This is a genomic window from Wolbachia endosymbiont (group A) of Portevinia maculata (assembly GCF_964028525.1).
GTDB lineage: Bacteria > Pseudomonadota > Alphaproteobacteria > Rickettsiales > Anaplasmataceae > Wolbachia.
Window position 1 is genome coordinate 174,904 of record NZ_OZ034786.1, and the last position, 19,251, is coordinate 194,154.

Annotated in this window: 21 protein-coding genes and 4 pseudogenes; 21 read left to right on the forward strand and 4 right to left on the reverse strand. The window is 35.9% G+C overall.

Annotated features, from left to right (window positions below; all coding sequences use genetic code 11):
- Positions 1–34: 34 nt before the first annotated feature.
- Entirely contained in the window at positions 35–412 is a 378-nt protein-coding gene (locus ABWU36_RS00835; protein ID WP_264687786.1) for a head decoration protein, read from the reverse strand.
- Positions 413–663: 251 nt separating this feature from the next.
- Here ABWU36_RS00835 and ABWU36_RS00840 point away from each other — a divergent pair.
- The 4 genes and pseudogenes from ABWU36_RS00840 to ABWU36_RS00855 form a co-directional block, all read left to right on the forward strand.
- Positions 664–1,134, forward strand: a pseudogene (locus tag ABWU36_RS00840) (S49 family peptidase); the annotation flags it as partial.
- 104 nt (positions 1,135–1,238) lie between these two features.
- Positions 1,239–2,702 (forward strand): AAA family ATPase, encoded by a 1,464-nt coding sequence (locus ABWU36_RS00845; RefSeq protein WP_353272889.1) that lies wholly within the window; start codon positions 1,239–1,241, stop codon positions 2,700–2,702.
- 347 nt (positions 2,703–3,049) lie between these two features.
- Complete coding sequence (locus tag ABWU36_RS00850; protein WP_264687786.1) at positions 3,050–3,427, forward strand: head decoration protein; 378 nt, start codon at positions 3,050–3,052, stop codon at positions 3,425–3,427.
- Between the two features lie 34 nt (positions 3,428–3,461).
- A pseudogene (locus ABWU36_RS00855) lies at positions 3,462–3,671 on the forward strand (major capsid protein); the annotation flags it as partial.
- Between the two features lie 112 nt (positions 3,672–3,783).
- Here ABWU36_RS00855 and ABWU36_RS00860 read toward each other — a convergent pair.
- Positions 3,784–4,743: an IS110 family transposase gene (locus ABWU36_RS00860; protein WP_253308968.1), complete on the reverse strand. Its 960-nt coding sequence runs from the start codon at positions 4,741–4,743 to the stop codon at positions 3,784–3,786.
- Positions 4,744–4,970: 227 nt separating this feature from the next.
- Between ABWU36_RS00860 and ABWU36_RS00865 the strand changes: the two genes are divergently transcribed.
- From ABWU36_RS00865 to ABWU36_RS00935, 15 genes and pseudogenes are all read left to right on the forward strand, one after another.
- Positions 4,971–5,300 carry a head decoration protein gene (locus ABWU36_RS00865; protein WP_265016806.1) on the forward strand — a complete coding sequence of 110 codons (330 nt, stop codon included), beginning with the start codon at positions 4,971–4,973 and terminating at the stop codon, positions 5,298–5,300.
- Positions 5,301–5,372: 72 nt separating this feature from the next.
- Positions 5,373–6,377: a major capsid protein gene (locus ABWU36_RS00870; RefSeq protein ID WP_264688406.1), complete on the forward strand. Its 1,005-nt coding sequence runs from the start codon at positions 5,373–5,375 to the stop codon at positions 6,375–6,377.
- Between the two features lie 192 nt (positions 6,378–6,569).
- Positions 6,570–6,875: a hypothetical protein gene (locus tag ABWU36_RS00875; RefSeq protein ID WP_253308967.1), complete on the forward strand. Its 306-nt coding sequence runs from the start codon at positions 6,570–6,572 to the stop codon at positions 6,873–6,875.
- The gene (locus ABWU36_RS00880) at positions 6,876–7,259 is read left to right on the forward strand and encodes a phage tail protein (protein WP_253308966.1); all 384 of its coding nucleotides are present in this window, start codon (positions 6,876–6,878) and stop codon (positions 7,257–7,259) included.
- A 108-nt stretch (positions 7,260–7,367) separates the two neighbouring features.
- Positions 7,368–7,844, forward strand: a complete 477-nt coding sequence (locus ABWU36_RS00885; RefSeq protein WP_264688407.1) for a hypothetical protein — start codon at positions 7,368–7,370, stop codon at positions 7,842–7,844.
- Positions 7,831–8,286 carry a phage baseplate assembly protein V gene (locus ABWU36_RS00890; protein WP_253308964.1) on the forward strand — a complete coding sequence of 152 codons (456 nt, stop codon included), beginning with the start codon at positions 7,831–7,833 and terminating at the stop codon, positions 8,284–8,286. Before ABWU36_RS00885 ends, ABWU36_RS00890 begins: the two co-directional genes overlap by 14 nt.
- A gap of 8 nt (positions 8,287–8,294) precedes the next feature.
- Complete coding sequence (locus tag ABWU36_RS00895; protein ID WP_253308963.1) at positions 8,295–8,549, forward strand: PAAR domain-containing protein; 255 nt, start codon at positions 8,295–8,297, stop codon at positions 8,547–8,549.
- Entirely contained in the window at positions 8,533–9,636 is a 1,104-nt protein-coding gene (locus ABWU36_RS00900) for a YhcG family protein (protein WP_353272890.1), read from the forward strand. Before ABWU36_RS00895 ends, ABWU36_RS00900 begins: the two co-directional genes overlap by 17 nt.
- 19 nt (positions 9,637–9,655) lie before the next feature.
- A complete protein-coding gene (locus ABWU36_RS00905) occupies positions 9,656–9,991 on the forward strand; it encodes a GPW/gp25 family protein (RefSeq protein WP_353272891.1) in 336 nt (111 codons plus the stop codon).
- A 2-nt stretch (positions 9,992–9,993) separates the two neighbouring features.
- Positions 9,994–10,775: pseudogene (locus ABWU36_RS00910) on the forward strand (baseplate J/gp47 family protein).
- Positions 10,775–11,935, forward strand: coding sequence for a phage tail protein (locus tag ABWU36_RS00915; protein ID WP_353272892.1), 1,161 nt, complete (start codon positions 10,775–10,777; stop codon positions 11,933–11,935). Before ABWU36_RS00910 ends, ABWU36_RS00915 begins: the two are co-directional and overlap by 1 nt.
- Before the next feature lie 194 nt (positions 11,936–12,129).
- Positions 12,130–12,930, forward strand: coding sequence for an ankyrin repeat domain-containing protein (locus ABWU36_RS00920; RefSeq protein WP_265016401.1), 801 nt, complete (start codon positions 12,130–12,132; stop codon positions 12,928–12,930).
- 313 nt (positions 12,931–13,243) lie between these two features.
- A complete protein-coding gene (locus ABWU36_RS00925) occupies positions 13,244–13,744 on the forward strand; it encodes an ankyrin repeat domain-containing protein (RefSeq protein WP_264688210.1) in 501 nt (166 codons plus the stop codon).
- 271 nt (positions 13,745–14,015) lie between these two features.
- Positions 14,016–14,258 carry a hypothetical protein gene (locus ABWU36_RS00930; RefSeq protein ID WP_353272893.1) on the forward strand — a complete coding sequence of 81 codons (243 nt, stop codon included), beginning with the start codon at positions 14,016–14,018 and terminating at the stop codon, positions 14,256–14,258.
- The gene (locus ABWU36_RS00935; RefSeq protein WP_353272894.1) at positions 14,218–15,873 is read left to right on the forward strand and encodes a recombinase family protein; all 1,656 of its coding nucleotides are present in this window, start codon (positions 14,218–14,220) and stop codon (positions 15,871–15,873) included. The genes ABWU36_RS00930 and ABWU36_RS00935 overlap by 41 nt, the downstream gene beginning before the upstream one ends.
- A gap of 19 nt (positions 15,874–15,892) precedes the next feature.
- On the opposite strand, the pseudogene ABWU36_RS00940 reads toward ABWU36_RS00935, so the two are convergent.
- Positions 15,893–17,123: pseudogene (locus ABWU36_RS00940) on the reverse strand (IS256-like element ISWpi15 family transposase).
- A gap of 85 nt (positions 17,124–17,208) precedes the next feature.
- Positions 17,209–17,508: an ETC complex I subunit gene (locus tag ABWU36_RS00945; protein WP_253309377.1), complete on the reverse strand. Its 300-nt coding sequence runs from the start codon at positions 17,506–17,508 to the stop codon at positions 17,209–17,211.
- A gap of 145 nt (positions 17,509–17,653) precedes the next feature.
- Between ABWU36_RS00945 and ABWU36_RS00950 the strand changes: the two genes are divergently transcribed.
- Together ABWU36_RS00950 and pth are read left to right on the forward strand one after the other, a co-directional pair.
- Complete coding sequence (locus tag ABWU36_RS00950) at positions 17,654–18,262, forward strand: 50S ribosomal protein L25/general stress protein Ctc (protein ID WP_250295275.1); 609 nt, start codon at positions 17,654–17,656, stop codon at positions 18,260–18,262.
- 2 nt (positions 18,263–18,264) lie between these two features.
- Positions 18,265–18,813, forward strand: coding sequence for an aminoacyl-tRNA hydrolase (gene pth, locus ABWU36_RS00955; protein WP_253309378.1), 549 nt, complete (start codon positions 18,265–18,267; stop codon positions 18,811–18,813).
- Positions 18,814–19,251: the final 438 nt, after the last annotated feature.

Genomic DNA, 19,251 nt, shown 5'->3' on the forward strand with positions numbered 1-19,251 from the left:
AATGTTTAGCTCCTATTAAAAATTAATATAAAATTCAGATTCCTTTACGGACAATAATACCCCTCTCTTCAAGTTGTTTTATTGCTGCTGTTTTTTGCTCTTCAGTTATATTTGCTGGCCAGACAATTGCATGATCAGCAAGTAAAGCTACGCGAGTAATGATTACTGCTTTAATATCTGCATCTTTACTATTTACATCGTTTATAATCACACCTATTGCTGTTTGAGTACCATCTGTGCCTAGCGGATTTAGAGCTCTTATAAAGCCCCCATCATCTGTCTTTTTGCTAACCACTGCTCCAAGCTTTAGGTTTTGTCCCTTAGCAACAGTAATTTGGTCACGTGAGTATAGATTTGATGCCTCATATTTTAAGAGGTCACCAAGATTATTTGGTTCAGTTATACAAGACATGTTTTTCTCCTGGAAATTTTGGCTGATAAAGTTATTAATTTTGTTTTTTCCGCTGAATTTGTAGTTGCTATAGTCCGCGGAATAGCTTTAGCTTTGTAGGTTTATATATTTTGTCGTGCCTTGGCTGCCTGCATCAATAAATCCTCCGAAATTACGTAAAATATGTTAAAAGCATCTTTGGCTTTATAGCCCACCAAGTAAAAATTATTTTTCAGTATTTTTCATTTCTCTATTGACTTTTAACACAACTGCTATATGAAATGTTTTTGCAGCTTATAGCAAGAAACAGAAATTTGTCCACGGAAAGAATCAAATCAACGGAAGCAGGGCTATATTTTGGTGAGAGAGCAATAGAAATAGGTCTTGCTGATGGAATCACAACGTTTTCTGAATTTATAGATAATTATAGGAGAAATAATATGACTAAAACTGAGATAAAAGAACAAGCAATAGATATTGATGATCTAATTGAGCAAGGAAGATGTTTAGGGTACGAGAGCTGCCGCACGGAAGTATTAGAGGTAATACGATTATGTAATTTATCAAAGATGCCAGAGAAGATAGGAGAATTTATTGAGCAGAATGTAAATGCGAAACAAGCGCAAGAGATATTAATGTCGATACTAGCAGAGCGTACGAAGAAGACAGAGATTTTGAGTACAATACCGCAAAGTACACCGGAAGACTTGATGATGCAGGTAGCGAAAAGTCGGGGCATTTGATGGTCTTAACCGCGGTATATAATGCTAACATACGCCGCGGTAAAATAAAGTTGATCATCTTATAACCGCGGTATATAATGCTAACATACGCCGCGGTAAATTGTATGAGTGAACCAATAATTGGTAGAGAAAAAGAAATAGCCATCCTAGAAAATAAGCTTCTTTCCCAATCAGCCGAGTTTATCGCAGTGTATGGTCGACGTCGTGTAGGAAAAACATATTTAATAAAACAATTTTTCAACAAACGTGATGTAATCCTATTTGAGCAGACAGGTCTCAACAAAGGTGCTTTGAAGGAGCAGCTTGAGATCTTTGCAGAATCATTATCTAGATCTTTTTACAATGGTGTAAGAATGGCTTTGCCTAAAAACTGGATGGATGCATTGCATCAATTAACTCTTTCGATTGATATTCATAGAAATGAGCAGGTTGTTTTATTTTTTGATGAGTTGCCATGGCTTGCTGCAAGAAAATCTGGATTTTTAGTAGCACTGGAACACTACTGGAATGTATATTGGACATATCGAAAAAGGCTTATATTGATCGTGTGTGGTTCAGCATCATCATGGATGTTAGAAAATTTAATCTATAATAAAGGAGGATTACATAACCGTATTACTGCAAGAATACCTTTGCAGCCTTTTAACTTAAGTGAAACTAAAGAGTATCTAAGGTATTCAGGAGTCAATCTTAATCACCAGCAGATATTACAGATCTATATGGACATGGGAGGGATACCACACTACCTTAAGGAAGTAAGTCAAGGATTATCAGCAGCACAAAATATTAATGCGATCTGTTTTCAGAAGGAAGGTTTGTTATTTGATGAATTTGATATGTTGTTCCACTCGTTGTATGAAGAACCAGAAATATATATAAATATTATTCGTGCGATTGCAAGAAAGCCAAAAGGAATCAGCAGGAAAGAACTTATAAAAGCAACTAAAATCACTGAAGGTGGGTACTTAACTACTAAACTAAGGAGCTTAGAAGCAGCAGGATTTATTGGAGGTTTTTTACCACTGAATAAGGCAAAGAGAGGAGTATATTACAGGGTAATGGACGAATATGTGTTATTTTATCTAACGTGGATTGAACCATTCAGAGAAGTAATGAAAAAGGCAATAACAAGTGATGTTCATTATTGGGAGTTAGCAATAAAAAAACCAGCTTGGCTAACATGGACAGGACAAGCATTTGAAGCAGTGTGTTTTAAACATGCCAATACGATTAAAAGAAAACTAGAGATGGAACATATACTAACTGTATGTGGTGAGTGGCAATATCACCCAGAGAAAGACAGCGAAGAAAGTGGTGCTCAGATAGACTTGGTGTTTGATCGAGAGGATGGATGTACGACACTTTGTGAAATAAAATACAGTGATAAGCCTTATACGATAACAAAAGAATATATAGAACAGTTAAGAAAAAAAGAGGCAATTTATAAAGAGAAAACTAGGTCAAAGAAACAAATATTTTGGGTACTTATTGCTGCAAACGGAGCGACTGAAAACCAGCACTTGAAAGATATAATCAACAAAGTGATTACGTTAGAAGATTTATTTTAACTTAACATCAAAATTTTAGAAAAACTTAAGCAGTTTTTTTAAGTAACAAATATAGGAGAAAAAACATGACAAGTATAACTGAAACAAATAATTTAGCAGTTGTGTTAAAAGTCAATAGAGAAATGAAAAATACTGAAAAATAATTTTTACTTGGTGGGCTATAAAGCCAAAGATGCTTTTAACATATTTTACGTAATTTCGGAGGATTTATTGATGCAGGCAGCCAAGGCACGACAAAATATATAAACCTACAAAGCTAAAGCTATTCCGCGGACTATAGCAACTACAAATTCAGCGGAAAAAACAAAATTAATAACTTTATCAGCCAAAATTTCCAGGAGAAAAACATGTCTTGTATAACTGAACCAAATAATCTTGGTGACCTCTTAAAATATGAGGCATCAAATCTATACTCACGTGACCAAATTACTGTTGCTAAGGGACAAAACCTAAAGCTTGGAGCAGTGGTTAGCAAAAAGACAGATGATGGGGGCTTTATAAGAGCTCTAAATCCGCTAGGCACAGATGGTACTCAAACAGCAATAGGTGTGATTATAAACGATGTAAATAGTAAAGATGCAGATATTAAAGCAGTAATCATTACTCGCGTAGCTTTACTTGCTGATCATGCAATTGTCTGGCCAGCAAATATAACTGAAGAGCAAAAAACAGCAGCAATAAAACAACTTGAAGAGAGGGGTATTATTGTCCGTAAAGGAATCTGAATTTTATATTAATTTTTAATAGGAGCTAAACATTATGCAAAATCCACTTTCAAATCCAGCATTCAATATGACAGCATTAACTGGAGCTATTAATATTTTACCAATTAGTTTTGGTCGAACTGAAAGTTTAAAACTTTTTCCGAGTAAATCAGTAAGGTTTCGCCATATTGCCATTGAAGAACAAAACGGTTTTTTAGCACTACTTCCAACTCAAGTTCCAGGAGCACCAGCAACTGTTGGAAAAATAAGTTGTAATATTTGATTTAAATTCTTTTAAAAAGTGTGGATGTGGATAAGTGCTTTCAGTCTGTGTAAGCGCACTTATCCACATCCACACTAATCTGCTAGTGTTGGATCTAAGCAGACTTAGGGCTGTATTCCTCAGTAAAAACCCTGTCATCTCTTACTAAAGAGTTAGCAAGTAAAAGTAACTTTCTCATAGCAGCAGTGGAAGCAACTTTATATGGTTTTTTATATTGATTATGTAACCTATCAAAAAAAGTTTTTATGAAAGAATTCCATTTCCGCGCACTAAGAATACACATATACAAGACTGTTCTAATTTGTGACCTACCGCCTTGAATGCACCTTTTTCCTTTATTAAAACCACTGTCTCGATTAAAAGGTGCAACTCCGGCAATGCTAGATATTTGCTTTCTTTGAAGAGTTCCTAATTCTGGCAGATAACAAATAATAGTAATAGCTGTGATTTTACTTACACCTGGTATACTAGTTATTGATATGTATTTTTTTTTAAGCTCTTGACTTTGTTCAATCAACTCAATCATCTCATCTTCTAAAACTTGAATTTGATTCTGTAATATGACAAGTAGCTCTTCCATTTGTTTGATTATGGATATATCAGTTACTTGATGAGCTTGAGTTTTTTGTATTTTTGCCATTTCTACTAGTTGATTTCTACGAGATAGCTTTTGCCTCAAGAAGTCAACATTACTAACTTTTAAAGGAGTAACGCGCATATCTGTATTATTAATATAACGTGAGATAATGCTGCAGTCTATTTTATCAGTTTTAGTAGCAATACCAAGGCTTTTTGCATAGTCTCTCACCCATCTAGGTTGAATTACATATACTTCGAAACCATGGCTTAGTAAAGTATAAGCGCATAATTTTTCGTACCCACCAGTTGCTTCAAGTCCAACTTTGATTACATTATGTAAATGCAAAAAGTCGAGTATTTGATCAATAGCTTGAACGTTATTTTCAAATACTTTATAATGTCCAAGTGGATGAATGTGGATATCTAGTTTATTTTTGCTAACATCAATGCCAGCAATGATATTTGATAAATTCATAATTCCTCCATAGAATAACATGTAATACTGCATTTTCCACACTTATATACGAGCCTAAAAGCTCAATCAGTTGTTCGGAACTTTTCAGTAAATAATCAGGGAAGAGAACCTTGCTAAATTACGGTCCTTTATGACCAAGGCGATCTACGGTTCCTCTTCTCTGCATGTTCTTAATATTACCACTTTGTAATATTTATGAACTTGTTTTTAACATATAAGGTGATCTTCTGAAATATGAAGTATATAGAGATTATACAAGAGAGGAAATAACCGTAGTCAAAGGACAAAACCTCAAACTTGGAACAGTTGTTGGCTATGATAAAGATAACATGATTAAGATAATAAATCCGACAGCCACAGATGGCACACAAACAGCAATAGGTGTAATAACAAGTGATGTAAACGCAACGGAAACCACCAAAGCAGTAATCATTACTCGTATAGCAATGCTAGCAGATCATGCGGTTGTGTGGCCAGCAAATATAACAGAAGAGCAGAAAGCTGCAGCAATAAAGCAACTTGAAGCACGAGGCGTTATCATCCGCAAGGGAGTTTAACGAGCTACCAGACTCAGCAACTTACATAGAAACAACTTAAAACACACAGCATTAAAGGGAAAGGGGGAAAGAATGCAAAATCCATTTACAAATCCAGCATTTAGTATGACGGAATTAACTAAAGCAATAAACATATTGCCGATAAATTATGGTCGAACAGAAAGCTTAAATTTATTTCCAAGTAGATCGGTAAGATTTCGACATATTACGATAGAAGAACACCACGGAGTTTTAACTTTATTACCAACACAAGTCCCAGGAGCACCAGCAACAGTAGGGAAAAGAGGAAAAAGGAAAATAAGGACGTTTACGATACCACATATTCCCCATGATGACGTAGTATTGCCTGAAGAAGTACAAGGAATAAGGGCATTTGGGTCAGAGAGTGAACTAAAAGCACTTGCAGATGTAATAACCGATCATTTGCAATTGATGAGAAACAAACACGCAATAACGTTAGAACATTTGCGGATGGGGGCGTTAAAAGGGATTATTCTGGATGCTGATGGCAGTGAGTTATTAAACCTTTACAACGAATTTGAAATTACGCCAAAAGTAGTAAATTTTGCGCTGGGAACAGCAACCACCGATGTCAAGCGTAAGTGTCTGGAAGTATTGAGGCATGTTGAGGACAACTTAAGTGGTGAATATATGACCGGGATTCATGCGCTGGTAAGCCCAGAGTTTTTTGACGCTTTAACTTCTCATACCAAGGTAAAAGAAGCATACGAGAGATGGCAAGAAGGAGCAGCACTCCGGAACGACATGAGATCAGGATTTACGTTCTGTGGAATAACATTTGAGGAGTACAGAGGACAAGCAACTGACCCTGAAGGAAATGTGAGAAGGTTTATAGAAAAAGATACGGGGCACTGTTTTCCACTTGGTACAGCAAACACATTTACTACTTACTTTGCGCCAGCGGACTTCAATGAAACAGTAAATACACTAGGACAGCCGCTCTATGCAAAACAAGAGCCAAGAAGATTTGATAGAGGAACTGACCTTCATACCCAATCAAACCCTTTGCCGATGTGCCACCGTCCGGGGATATTAGTAAAAATCGTTGCAGCATAGAGGAGCCAAAAAGGAGAGAATGACTTTAATCAAACTCTCCTACCAATGTAGCCACTTTCTTAGCGTGCTTCTTAAATTACTATATAAAGGTAAGATGTGCAAATGGTTTTTGTAGGCAGAGCAACTACAAGAAAAGAGGTACGAAAAAGCTACCTACACAAGCTTTAGAAGTTTAGTAAGTATAAAGGAAGAATGCAAGGAAATATTAAGAGATTATTTAAAGATTGTTTTGCACATCTGGGAGAGCAAGCGTTGTATGAGTCAAAGGATAAGTCATACAAGGTACAGATATTAAAGCAACAGCCAGATAAATTATACGGGATTGGTGAAGGACAATTTGTAGGAGAAATTTTGACTTTAGAAGTAAGTGTGTTTGATGTATTAAAGCCAATGGTGGGAGATACTTTTTCCATAGGTAGTTGTAGATACAGAGTACACTCACCGCCGCTTAGGGATAATTCAGGAATAATCTGGAAAATTCAAGCGTCAGGGGTGTAAATGCGTATTAACGTTGAAGTTACCGGTAGTATTGAAAAGGTAATACAAAGTATAGATGCTGAAAGGAAAAAAGTGGAAAAAGCGACGGTGAGGGCATTAAACAAAACAGCACTATGGGTAAGATCGCAAACTGTCAAACAAGTTAGCGAAGAAAAACAAATACCAAAAAAAGCAATGAGAAAAAAGTTAAGTGTGGATAAAGCAAATAGAAAGCGTTTATGGTCAGTAGTGAAGCTGAGTTCGCAGTGGATAGGAGTAGCAAAACTTGGGAGTATAAAACAGACAAAGATAGGAGCAAAAGTAGGAAGCCGTATGTATGAAGGAGCATTTATAGCAACAATGAAAAATGGTCATATAGAAAAGAAGGTACATACCAATAGATGAAATTAAAGTAAACACGCAAGCTCGGGAAATAATGAAAGAGTTAGTTGATAATGAAGTAGAGAGAGTATTTGAGAAGTATTTTGATCAGCAAATGAGTTATATGAAATAATGTTCTGGGGAAATTTACATCAGGCAATTTGTAAAACGCTAAAAGAAGAAATCCCAGCAATACAAACGTGCGAAATGTATAGAGCAGAACGTCGGGAAATAATAGCGCCAGCAGTGTTTGTAGAGCTTGCAAGTTTAGAACCAGGAAAAGATCCGGGGACTGAGGAATTAGCGTTGAGGGCAAGATTTGAGGCAAGAGTAGTAGTTGATGGAACAGTCGAGGATTCTCAGGTAGTGGTAAGGTCACTGGCAGCGGAAGTTGCAAGGGTTGTAAGTAAAAATACTTGGAACGTGGAAAATGTTTCGCCAGGAGAATTTATATCTGCGGAAATTGACGGATTTAGGCCAGAGTTGGATGCGTATTTAGTGTGGTTAGTTGAATGGGTTCACGAGCTGCATTTGGGAGAATCAGTCTGGTTAGAGGGAAAAATTAAGCCACATACCATAAACGTGGGAAATATAAATGTTAGACCATAATTTTGCCATTGCAGAGCTAAATAGAAGGCTAGCGAATATTATTCGTATAGGTCTAGTGAAAGAAATCGACTATGAAAAAGCAAGAGTAAGGGTCAAAGTAGGAGAATTTTTAACAGATTGGTTACCATGGATTACTTGCCGAGCTGAAAGCTGGTCACCACCGAATATTGATGAGCAAGTGGTAGTGTTATCACCATTTGGGGAATTATCATTAGGAGTGGTGTTACCGGCAATATATCAGGAGAAATATCCGCCTCCGGAGAATAAAAAGGAAATAAATAGTGTAAAATTTCAAGATGGAACAAAATTATCGTACGACAAGGAGAATCATCATCTTGAGATTGAAGTAGTAGATAAAATAACGTTGAAAGTAGAAGGATCAAGCGTAGAGATGACAAAGGATGGAATAAAACTTAAGGCACAAAGAATAAATCTAAATTAGGAAAAGGAATGAATAAATCAGTTATATGCCTAGGAGATCACTGCGGGGAAGCGTTGCCGCATTTTTGTATAAGTGGAAGCAGAGATATATTTGTAAACGGAAGACCAGTTTGTCGGCAAGGAGATAGTTTTACAGAAGGTAAGGTAATGGCACAAGGGTCAAAAACAGTGTTTGCAAATGGTCATGGTATAGGAAGAGTTGGGGATTCAGTATCTTGTGGTTTTAAGGTAATAAGTGGAAGTAGTAATGTTTTTTCAGAATAAAAATAAACCATGTGCTATACTTACCAAAAGTAAAATTATGAACATGGATATAACTACTAGCCTATTAGGAGACGTTAGTAATTTAATAGATAGAGCAAAGAATCATCTTTCTGTTCAATTCAATTCTACTCTAGTATTGTTAAACTGGGAAATTGGCTCCAGAATTGATCAAGATATCCTAAAGCACAAACGTGCAGATTATGGGAAGCAAATCATCTCCCAACTTGCAAAAGAACTTCAGATGAAATATGGACGTGGATTTGATAGAGCTTCATTGTTTCGGATGGTGCAATTTTCCAAATTCTTTCCCGATCAAGAAATTGTCGCGACACTGTCACAACAATTGAGTTGGTCACATTTTGTAGAAATTATTGCAATTTCTGATGAGCTGAAGCGTAATTATTATATAGAAATGTGTCGTATTGAAAGATGGAGTGTTAGAGCACTACGTAGTAGAATCGATACCATGTTGTATGAACGTACAGCACTAGCAAAAAAGCCTGAGGACTTCATAAGACAAAGCATCAAACAGTTACGTGAAGAAAATACGTTAGCCCCCGAATTCATTTTTCACGATCCATACTTCCTTAACTTTGTGGAATTGCCATCAAGTCATAGTGAGACTGATCTAGAAAATACGATTTTGGATGAATTGGTAAAATTTTTACAAGAGTTTGGTAATGATTTTTGTTTTGTGACACGTCAAAAAAGGATGAGTACCGAAAGAATTGATAGGTATTTAGACTTGCTATTTTTTCATAGGGGATTAAGGCGCCTTATTGCAATAGAACTAAAAATTGGTCGATTTGAATCAGCTTATAAAGGACAGATGGAATGGTACTTAAATTGGTTAGATAAAAATGAACGAAAACCAGATGAAGAAAAACCCCTAGGGATTATTTTGTGTGCTGATAAGGATCAAGAAGATATAGAATACCTGGAGCTTGAAGGATCTAATATTCATGTTGCACAGTATTTAAGACAGTTGCCTCCTAAGGAAATCCTTGAGGAGAAGTTGAGAAAAGCTATCTCTATAGCTCGTGAAAAATACGCAAGTACTAAGAAGAAAATGATTAAACAGATATAACACAAAAGGCAACGTGTTTATGCGAGGAATGGACGTTAATACTGGAAAAGAGTTAGAAGGAATAGAACATTTAAAGCAATCAATAGTTAATATTTTAACTACTCTTATTAACAGCAGAATAATGCGCAGGAACTATGGGTCAAGATTACTTGAGTTAGTTGACCGGCCAATCAATCGTGATTTTACGTTAGAAATTTACGCAGCAACAGCAGAAGCACTACAAAAGTGGGAAAAGAGATTTAAGTTAGAAAAAGTAAAAATAACAGAAGTGAAAGAAGGAAAAGTAACGCTTGACCTAGAAGGATTGTACTTACCAATGGGGGAAAAGATTCGCTTTGATGGAGTTGTGGTATAAAGATGGAGCAGCCTAACATTATTGAGCCACTGAACTTCGAAGAAATCTTTTCACGTATGAAGGAGGAGTTGATACGTCGAGACTCAAGTTTTACAGCATTAGTAGAAAGTGACCCAGCAATAAAGATTTTAGAGGTAGCAGCATGGCAAGAACTTTTGCTGAGAGAAAGAATAAACGAAGCAGCAAGGGGCAACTTACTTAAGTTTGCAAGGGGAGAAGAACTTGATGATTTAGCTGAATTTTACGGAGTGGAAAGGGAGAACGGGGAAAAGGATGAACGATTTAGAAAAAGAATCAAGGCAAGAATAGTTGGCTCAAGCACAGGAGGAAATTATCGGTATTATGCATTATCAGCAGATACGAGAGTAAAAGATGCATTAGTAGAATCACCTGTACCAGGAAAAGTACAAGTTTCAATCTTATCCACAGAATTATCCACACTGCCAGAAGAATTACTAGAAATTGTCAGAAATCAGCTAAACAGGGAGGATGTGAGGATTTTAACAGATACAATAGAAGTGGTAAGTTCAATATTATAGAAATAGATATCCACAGTAAAATTAGCATTAAAAGACCAGATATTATTGAAACGGTGAAGAAGCAATTTATAGAAAAATTTGAAACAACGAAAAGATTAGGATGGAAAGTAACGAAATCATGGATTATAGCCAACCTGTTTGTGGATGGGGTAGAAAACGTAGAATTAATCGAGCCAAGAGAGGATGTTGTGGTACTGGGGAATGAGTGTGCTGCCTTAAGAAGTTTAAATGTTGAGTTGAATTAATGCTATTACCACCAAACGCAACAAAGCAAGAAAAAGCGCTGATTGATGCAATCGATTACAAAGTAGACCCAAGCTGTGTAAAAGGATTTAAATTTAGCCTAGGGGAAAAAATATTGCCGTGGTTGGTTGAAGAATATGGATTGGGGGAAATTCTACGCTGGGTAAAAGACAAAAGAAAGGCGATAAAAGAAGGAATAAAATTTCAGCGTTTGAGAGGAACACCAGCATCGCTGAAAATAGCACTGAAGTGGGCAAATATAGAAGATATTACAATTATTGAAGAGCCACCCGGAGAACACTTTTTTGAATTACAGATAGGGATAAAAGATGTTCCGAACGACTTCTTCGTTGATGCAGTAGTAGAATTAGCAAAACTATCATTGCCAGCAAGATCACGGCTAATGAGGATTTTTAACGATTATTATAATGCGCAGAGATTTATATTGGATGAGAGTTTATTTGGAGATCTTCTTTCTGACTATTCGGGGGTAAAAATAGAAAAAGATGGACCAGTGTTATCATTTGGGAGAGTAAATTTTTTCAGGTCTAGTGGTCCAGTTATTAGGATTATAGAAAACTATCTACGCGATCATTATGAGCAGGCATTAAGTAATGATCTGTATAGGCTAGATGTAGCAATACTTGGAGAAACCGAGCCTCACACAAAGAATTATAACGGTATTTATGAAAGAAGTCATCAGTGGAATAATTTAAAAACGTTATATCCGCTACCACAGAGCTTATTACCTGAGATTAAGTTTGCTAAAGCGCAGATAGTATTATCGGACAGTTGGAGTTTAGGAGAAATAAACGCATGTTTTCCAGTAAGTAGTATAGAAGAGAGGGGAAAAAGGTTTTTACTAGGAAGTGATAAGCTATCTGAACAACTGTGGAATTTAAAATACAAGCCAATTTTAGAAAGGTTTAGCGTTACCTATCATTACAAAGTAGAAAACTCTACCGATCAAAAAGTTATAAGATTTGGTTTAGCAAAGCACTATGTTCATTTTGAAAGCGAATTAAATTCAGAGCAAAAGGATGCAATACAGGAGTTAGAAAATTACATTTTAGTATTTTACCCAGGTGTATTAACTTGGCATGAACATCGACATTTGAACAGGTCCTGGGAAGAAAAACAACCTATATGCTTAATGAATTAAATACATATATTTATATCTTCATATACTATATTAACATTCGGTAAAAATGTGTGTTTTTTGAAAAAAAGAAGTTGCTTTTCCATGCCAAAACAGCTATAAATTAGGTAGGTGTAGGTAAACATAAGAAATTGATCTTGCACTGAAGTGAGCCAAATTGGCGACTTTATGTATGTTTTTATAGTGAGGTAACTAAAATGTTCAATTTAAATAAAAGACTGGAAAAATTAAAGGAGAATTCATTTCGTGGAATAAATGAAAAAGACGCAGCAGGTTGCACAATATTGCACCGAGCAGCACAAGTGTCAAATCCAGAAGTAATAAAGTTATTAATAGAAAAAGGTGCAGGTACAAACGATAGAAACAATAGAGGCGAGACACCATTGCACCTAGCGGCATTCTATGGAAAGGTAGAGAATGTAAAAGCACTGATAGAAGGAGGAGCAAATGTAAATGCTATAGATGATGGAGGATATACGGCATTACATAGTGCGAGCTTAATGAGTTGTGAAAAGACAGTAAGGGAGCTAATAAAAGCAGGGTCGAATGTTAATACTGGGAACTACATAGGAAGGACCCCCCTACATGAAGCAGTATTTATGAGGGAAATAGTGAACGTGAGGGCAATATTAGAAGCGGGAGGTGACGTAAATGCGAAAGACCAAAAAGGATATACACCACTACATATAGCATGCAAGACAGGAGAAACAAAAGAGATAATAAAAGAGCTAGTAAAAGCTGGAGCAAATGTAGAGCAAAAGGATAAATTTGGCAAAACAGCAATGTATTATGCGAGAACTGAAGAGTTGCTAGAAAAACTAAGGGAGTTGTCGGAGCGGACAGTAGATGCGATATTTAGCCTAGATTTAAAAGAAAAAGGAGAAAGAAGGTTTGAAGAAATAAGGGAAAAGTTAGAAGAAGCGCCATTGGTCAAGAAGGCACTGATGGAAGTGGAAAAAGAGCTAGAAGATATGGATGAGAAGATAAAAGGGCTATAAAAAGAGCTTTCTGTAAGAGAAGGGAGTAAAAGGGTTGGCTACAAGATAATAGGAAAAATAGGAAGCCTAAATTTAAAAGAAAAAGCTGACAACAGCAGGAGAGGAACCGCTTATTATTTAACAGATTAAGTATATAGATTTATATCTTAATCTAATATGCGAAAAAAATGTGTATATTTTGTAAAAAAAACTTGCTTTTTATGCCAAAACAGCCCTAAGTGAAAAAGTAGCTAGTAAATAAACAAGATTTGCTAAGCGCTAAAGTGAGCCAAATTGGAGGCACTTTAAATTGCATTAATAGCTGAGGAACATTATGGTAAAATTTAGTAAGAAAGAAAGAGAAGAGTTTAATAAGTCGTGGAAAGAAGTATTAGATAACTCAATAGAAAATATTAATAAAAAAGACACAAAAGGAAGGACGATATTGCATTACGCGGTGGGAATGCCAGATCCAAAAAAAGTGAGGTTATTAATCAAAAAAGGAGCAGATATAAATGTGGCAGATGCGGGACAATATAGACCATTGCACTTAGCAGTAATGGGACAACGTGTAGAAAATACAAAGGAGCTGATAAAGGCAGGAGTAGAGGTAAACGCAGTGGAACGAAGTAGCAAATTTGCCGCGTTACACCTGGCATGCATGGTAAGTGAGGTAAAAATAGTAGAAGAGCTAGTAAAAGCGGGAGCAAATGTAGAGCAAAAGGATAAATTTGGCAAAACGGCAATGGATTATGCGAGAAATAATAAAGAGATAAAAGAAGTGTTAGAGAACGTAAAAATCGCAAATAAGCAGAGAGAGTTCATAGAAAAATAAGGGTCGTATCAGCAGCAGGTGTGATAGTGGCAAAAGAAGAGCTTGTGAAAATTTAGAAGGGCTGTGGCTAAGAAAGAGGTGATTATGGAAAAAGGGAAATTTTATCATTAGAGGGAAAAAAGAAGCTTGATGATTTGGGAGAGTGCTCAATTGATGAAAGATAGCGTATGTGTTTCTAAAATTTTGCATAAAAGCTGAGAGAAATAAAGGTTAACAGTTGCGTCTTTTTCGCAAGAGTAATGGATTTATGGAAAAAGGGAGTGCCTGAACTATGAAAACATTTACAGGAGAAATTATGAGAAAGAGAACGTTAACTGTGACCTGTCGATATGAGCCTGATGAGTTAGCAGATAAACATTTATCAGAAGCTTACGAGCAGTTACTAAAGTATTCAGTAAAAAGAAACAACGAAAAGGAGGTAGAAAAAGATGATAACGGTGGCCTTGTATGCAAGAGTTTCATCAGACCGACAAGTGCGGGATCATACAATAGAGATCCAAATTGCAGAGCTTAAGCGTAGAATTGCTGTAGATGGACATGAGTTATTGGAAGAATATGTATTCACTGACGATGGCCGTAGAGGGTCAAATTTAGAGCGTGAAGGTTTAAAGAAATTACGTGATAAAGTAGCAGAAGGAAAAATTAATAAGATTTATATCTATTCACTAGATCGGTTGTCACGTGATCCTGTAGATCAAAGAGATGTAATAGATGAATTTAAGAGAGCAAGAGTAGAAATAATCTTTTCAAATCATAAGGTTGATGATACACCAGAGTCCGATTTAATGACAGATGTGCAAGGAGCAGTAGGAAGGTTTGAACTGAGACAAATCTTGATACGAAGCATGAGGGGAAAACTGCATGCAGCAAGAGAAGGTTGTGTGAGTGTAATAAGCAATGCACCTTATGGTTATCGATATATAAGAAAGCATGTAAAAGGAGGAGAAAACAAATTTGAAATTAATGAAGAGGAAGCAAAAGTAGTGAGAGAGGTGTTCATGTGGATTGGAGAGGAAAGGATAAGTATTAGAGAAGCGGTAAAGAGACTAAGAGAAGCTTCTGTTAGAACACAAACAGGAAAAGAGGTGTGGCATTCAAGCACCATCCATAAGATGTTAAAAAATCCAGCATACAAGGGGCTAGCAGCATATGGTAAAACAAAGGCGGGCCCAGTAATGCTAGAAGTCAAACCAAAAAAAAGCAACAGCCGGCGAACTCACTCTATTTACAGTACAGATGAGGAGAATTGGATTCATATACCGGTGCCGAAAATAGTTGACGAGGATTTGTTTAATGTAGTACAAGAACAATTGATTGAGAATAAACAGAGAGCAAGAGTGCAGCAAAGAAAAGAGACATATCTGTTGCAAAAGCTAGTTGTGTGTAAGTGTTGTGGACGTGCTTACTGCGGAAGGCGAAATTACAGCAAAGAAAAAAAGATTGTGTATACTTATTACACTTGCCTGGGTACAAGAAATTTTTACGGTAATAAGGTATGCACTAACGGATCTATTCGTGGAGAAGTGTTAGAAACAGGTGTGTGGGAAGAAGTAAAAAGTGTATTAAAAAATCCAGATAGGATGGTAAAGGAGTACCAATGTAGAATTTCAGAACATAAGAATGAATTATTAGATGAAAGGTTTGCAAGACGTGAGAGTCAATTAAAACAAAATATTAAAGAACTTATCAATGATTATTATATTCAAGAGAATACAAGTGAGGAAAAATATATAAGTAAGGAAGACTTTAAGCAGGCAATGAAAAAAATGAAGGAACGTTTAAAAGAGATTGAAGGAGAGAAGAAAAAGGTGATTGATCAAAAGGGACTACAGCAGAAAATGAATCTTATTACAAATAGCATAAAGGGCTTTTATTCTAGTGTTAAATCGGAATTGGAACACCTAGATTGGCAAGCTAAACGTAGTCTTATTAGGACATTAGTAAAAGAAGTCAACATTGATCTTGATGAAGTAAATGTAGTATTTAAGATCAGAGAACTCAACAATCCCGCCCAGAATGGACAAAATCAGAAGTTGGCAGATTGTCTAAGGTGTCTGGGCACTGGGATGACAAAGGAGAGCAGTGTCAGCTACTTGCATAACACCATTTGTTGTGGGAGTGTTAAATAAACTGTGTCAAACCGCATTTTTAGTTCAACTCAATTTTCAATCTGCCAGGAAAGAAAACATTAAGTTGAGAGATAGTTAATGCCCAATCATGTACAGGCATCGTCCACTTTTCCTCTGCCTTCTTTATAGCACAATATACCTGCTTATACAAGGCATTTATGCTGGTAAATGAGCCTTTGGTCTTAGTGAATTTCCTAATTTGCCTATGTAGCCCCTCTATGGGATTGGTGGTGTAGATTATCCTCCTAACTGGACCAGAATACTTAAAATAACCAGACAAGTTTTCCCAATTATTCTGCCAAGATTTTATAACCATAGGGTACTTTGTGCCCCATTTTTCATCCAATTCCAACAGATAATTCTCGGCAATTTCCTTGCTTGAAGCTTGATATACCTTCTTTAAATCGCTCAAAAAACTCTTCGCATCTTTACTGGCCACATACTTCAGTGAGTTGCGTATCTGATGCACTATACACATCTGCACTTCCGCATTAGGAAAGACACTGTTTATAGCTGCAGGAAAGCTTTTCAGCCCATCAACGCAGGCAATAAGGATATCTTCTACTCCTCTTTCTTTGAGGTCATTTAGCACTCCCAACCAGAAGTTAGCTCCTTCACTTTCAGCCAAATAAAAACCTAATACTTCTTTTTTGCCATTTTGATCTATGCCTAATATGTTATACATGCATTTACTTACGCAATGCCCGTCCTCTTTGACTTTAAAAAACCATGAAAACTATCGGATATACAGACTGCAGCGGGCGACTACGCCATTCGTTGATTACTGGTAGCAATTTGTCAGTAATACTTGATATCTCTGCCACCGATATTTTGTGATCATAAATTTCCTCAACATGTGACACTATATCTCTATAGCCCATACCACTGGCAAATGTGCTCAAAATCTTCGTTTCAAGCTCTGGATGTAAGTTTGTTTGCCTTTTTTTGACTATTTGTGGTTCGAAACTTCCTTCCCTATCTCTTGGCGTCAAAAGCTCAAATGACCCTGCGCTTGTACGTAAAGTCTTTGCATTCCTCCCATTTCTTCGATTATTCTCTTCGCTTTCAGCCGACAAGTGGTTTTCTATTTCACCTTCCAGGCTTACCTCCAGCAACTTTTTTATAAACGGTGTTAATGCTCCATCTCTTCCTGTCAACGGTCTTCCTTCTCGTATAGACGACAGGATATTTGTTTCTAATTCTTTATAATCTACCAAACCGGTAGTTCTGTTTACTACTTTCTGACTCATTGTCAAACCTCCATTTTTTTATATCAATTTATTACTTTTTTTTCGGTTTGACACAGTTTATTTAACACTCCCTTTGTTGTGCAACTTACTTTAGTATGAAATTGCTTGCGTAAGATTTTGGCAGCCTCTTAACATTTTTTGGCATTTCAATTACGTATTTAACGTTGCGTTTTTTTGCGTAGAATACTGCTTTTTCAAGAGAATCAAACTTTAATACAATCTGTTTTTTTGGATCTTTTGAGCCAACCCACCCCATTAAAGGTTCAATGTAGTAAGAACCAGATTCAATTTTTAGGTGCCAGAGATTTGTATTACCTAAACCAGATTGTGTTGCAGTTTTTGTTGGTTTATAAATCCTAAAAACTACTTTATCATCAATGCCCATAGTTCTTGTTAAATAAGCTTAAATATACATCTAAATAAATCCTTTCACAAACAATTAGTATGAAAGAATGAAGTTTGAAATAAATATTTTTATGTTATATTATTATTAAATTATATTAAAAGGATTAGCTGAATAGGAGTAATCGATGACGCAACAAGAAATAGTAACAATTAATGCAGAGTTACGTGATATAACAAAAACAAAAGCGATGCATTCTCTAAGGAAGAAAGGAAACATCCCTGGAATCATATATGGAAAGGGTCATGATAATGTAAATTTAACATTGTCTGCAAAGGAATTCACGAAGCAATATAAATCAGGCTCTCTTTCTGCACATTTGATAGAGCTGAATATTTCGGGCAAAAAGGAATATGCTCTTGTTCGCGATATCCAATTGCATGTAGTAAAGGATACTGTGCAACATGTTGATTTTCAATTTGTTGATAAAGGCAGCGAAATTAAAATAGACATACCTCTATCATTTGTGAATGAAAGTAAAGCTCCAGGGATCAAGTTAGGTGGAGTGCTTAATGTTTTGTGTCGTTCTATTGCTGTTAAATGCTCTCCTGATAAAATACCTCAGGTTATTGAAGTTGATTTATCCGGTAAAATGATTGGCCAGTCTATACATATTAATGATGTAAAATTACCAGAAGGTGTTAAGTTTGTAGCTCATGAAGAAGAAAATTTTACTATTGTTACAATTTCTGCTGCCGATAGTGACGTTGAAGAACCTCAAGCAGAAACAGAGTAATAGTGCATCTGATAGTTGGACTTGGTAACCCTGGTGGTCAATATGAGTTAACTCATCATAATATCGGCTTCATCGTAGTTGATAAAATTTACAAATATTGGAATTTCCAGTCGTTTTCTAAAAAAGCCGATTATCTAATAACCTCTGGCATAATTAATGATAATAAAATCATGTTAATAAAGCCTTATTCATTTATGAATAATTCAGGCATCCCTGTTGCAAAAATACGAAACTTTTACAAATTATCGCTAGATAATATCGTTGTCATACACGATGACGCTGATTTGGAAATTGGAAGAATAAAAATAAAGAAAGGTGGTAGCTCTGCTGGACATAATGGACTTAAATCCATAGATAGTTTTATTGGTAATGATTATTGGCGCTTGAGATTTGGAGTGGGTAGACCTGAAGATGAAAAAAGCTTAGCAGATTATGTATTATCAAAATTTTCAAATTTTGATAACGTTACTCCCTTAGTGGAAAAAATAGCAAAAAATATACACTTAATGCTGCAAGGAGATAATACAGCTTTTATCAATTTGATTGTATAATATTATGAAACACAAAACTAAATTTCACACAATTAAAATAACAGATTTCTTGTACTACCTCCCAAGCCACAACTGTCATTCAGTGGAAACAAAAAACTTCCTTGACAAACTCCGCCAGCCCCCTTATTATGACAATAAGGGTATTTATGACTCAAAACTTGTTTTTGACCTGCAGGCTCAATGACAAAATTCAGTAAAAAACTTAGGGTATTTTTTGGCGGATTACATAAAATTATAGCGGCTGCATGTCTTTTAAATTTTTTCTACATTCAGCCAAATCGCGCTTATTTTAAGCGTTAGCACATTATTACAGCGCCAGTTTAAATTATTATAGGGTCAAAACTCGCACCACGGGAGTTCTTTGCCTTTTTTTTCGTTTGGTAAATTTCTTAATATTTATGGCTTGGGTTAGTTACAAATTAAGAGCAATATTCACTA

What these genes read in the sequence shown, in the direction of transcription:
- ABWU36_RS00835 (WP_264687786.1), bottom strand. Translation starts at nt 412, where the DNA reads ATGTCTTGTATAACTGAACCAAATAATCTTGGTGACCTCTTAAAATAT.
- ABWU36_RS00845 (WP_353272889.1), top strand. Translation starts at nt 1,239, where the DNA reads ATGAGTGAACCAATAATTGGTAGAGAAAAAGAAATAGCCATCCTAGAA.
- ABWU36_RS00850 (WP_264687786.1), top strand. Translation starts at nt 3,050, where the DNA reads ATGTCTTGTATAACTGAACCAAATAATCTTGGTGACCTCTTAAAATAT.
- ABWU36_RS00860 (WP_253308968.1), bottom strand. Translation starts at nt 4,743, where the DNA reads ATGAATTTATCAAATATCATTGCTGGCATTGATGTTAGCAAAAATAAA.
- ABWU36_RS00870 (WP_264688406.1), top strand. Translation starts at nt 5,373, where the DNA reads ATGCAAAATCCATTTACAAATCCAGCATTTAGTATGACGGAATTAACT.
- ABWU36_RS00875 (WP_253308967.1), top strand. Translation starts at nt 6,570, where the DNA reads ATGCAAGGAAATATTAAGAGATTATTTAAAGATTGTTTTGCACATCTG.
- ABWU36_RS00880 (WP_253308966.1), top strand. Translation starts at nt 6,876, where the DNA reads ATGCGTATTAACGTTGAAGTTACCGGTAGTATTGAAAAGGTAATACAA.
- ABWU36_RS00885 (WP_264688407.1), top strand. Translation starts at nt 7,368, where the DNA reads ATGTTCTGGGGAAATTTACATCAGGCAATTTGTAAAACGCTAAAAGAA.
- ABWU36_RS00890 (WP_253308964.1), top strand. Translation starts at nt 7,831, where the DNA reads ATGTTAGACCATAATTTTGCCATTGCAGAGCTAAATAGAAGGCTAGCG.
- ABWU36_RS00895 (WP_253308963.1), top strand. Translation starts at nt 8,295, where the DNA reads ATGAATAAATCAGTTATATGCCTAGGAGATCACTGCGGGGAAGCGTTG.
- ABWU36_RS00900 (WP_353272890.1), top strand. Translation starts at nt 8,533, where the DNA reads ATGTTTTTTCAGAATAAAAATAAACCATGTGCTATACTTACCAAAAGT.
- ABWU36_RS00905 (WP_353272891.1), top strand. Translation starts at nt 9,656, where the DNA reads ATGCGAGGAATGGACGTTAATACTGGAAAAGAGTTAGAAGGAATAGAA.
- ABWU36_RS00915 (WP_353272892.1), top strand. Translation starts at nt 10,775, where the DNA reads ATGCTATTACCACCAAACGCAACAAAGCAAGAAAAAGCGCTGATTGAT.
- ABWU36_RS00920 (WP_265016401.1), top strand. Translation starts at nt 12,130, where the DNA reads ATGTTCAATTTAAATAAAAGACTGGAAAAATTAAAGGAGAATTCATTT.
- ABWU36_RS00925 (WP_264688210.1), top strand. Translation starts at nt 13,244, where the DNA reads ATGGTAAAATTTAGTAAGAAAGAAAGAGAAGAGTTTAATAAGTCGTGG.
- ABWU36_RS00930 (WP_353272893.1), top strand. Translation starts at nt 14,016, where the DNA reads ATGAAAACATTTACAGGAGAAATTATGAGAAAGAGAACGTTAACTGTG.
- ABWU36_RS00945 (WP_253309377.1), bottom strand. Translation starts at nt 17,508, where the DNA reads ATGGGCATTGATGATAAAGTAGTTTTTAGGATTTATAAACCAACAAAA.
- ABWU36_RS00950 (WP_250295275.1), top strand. Translation starts at nt 17,654, where the DNA reads ATGACGCAACAAGAAATAGTAACAATTAATGCAGAGTTACGTGATATA.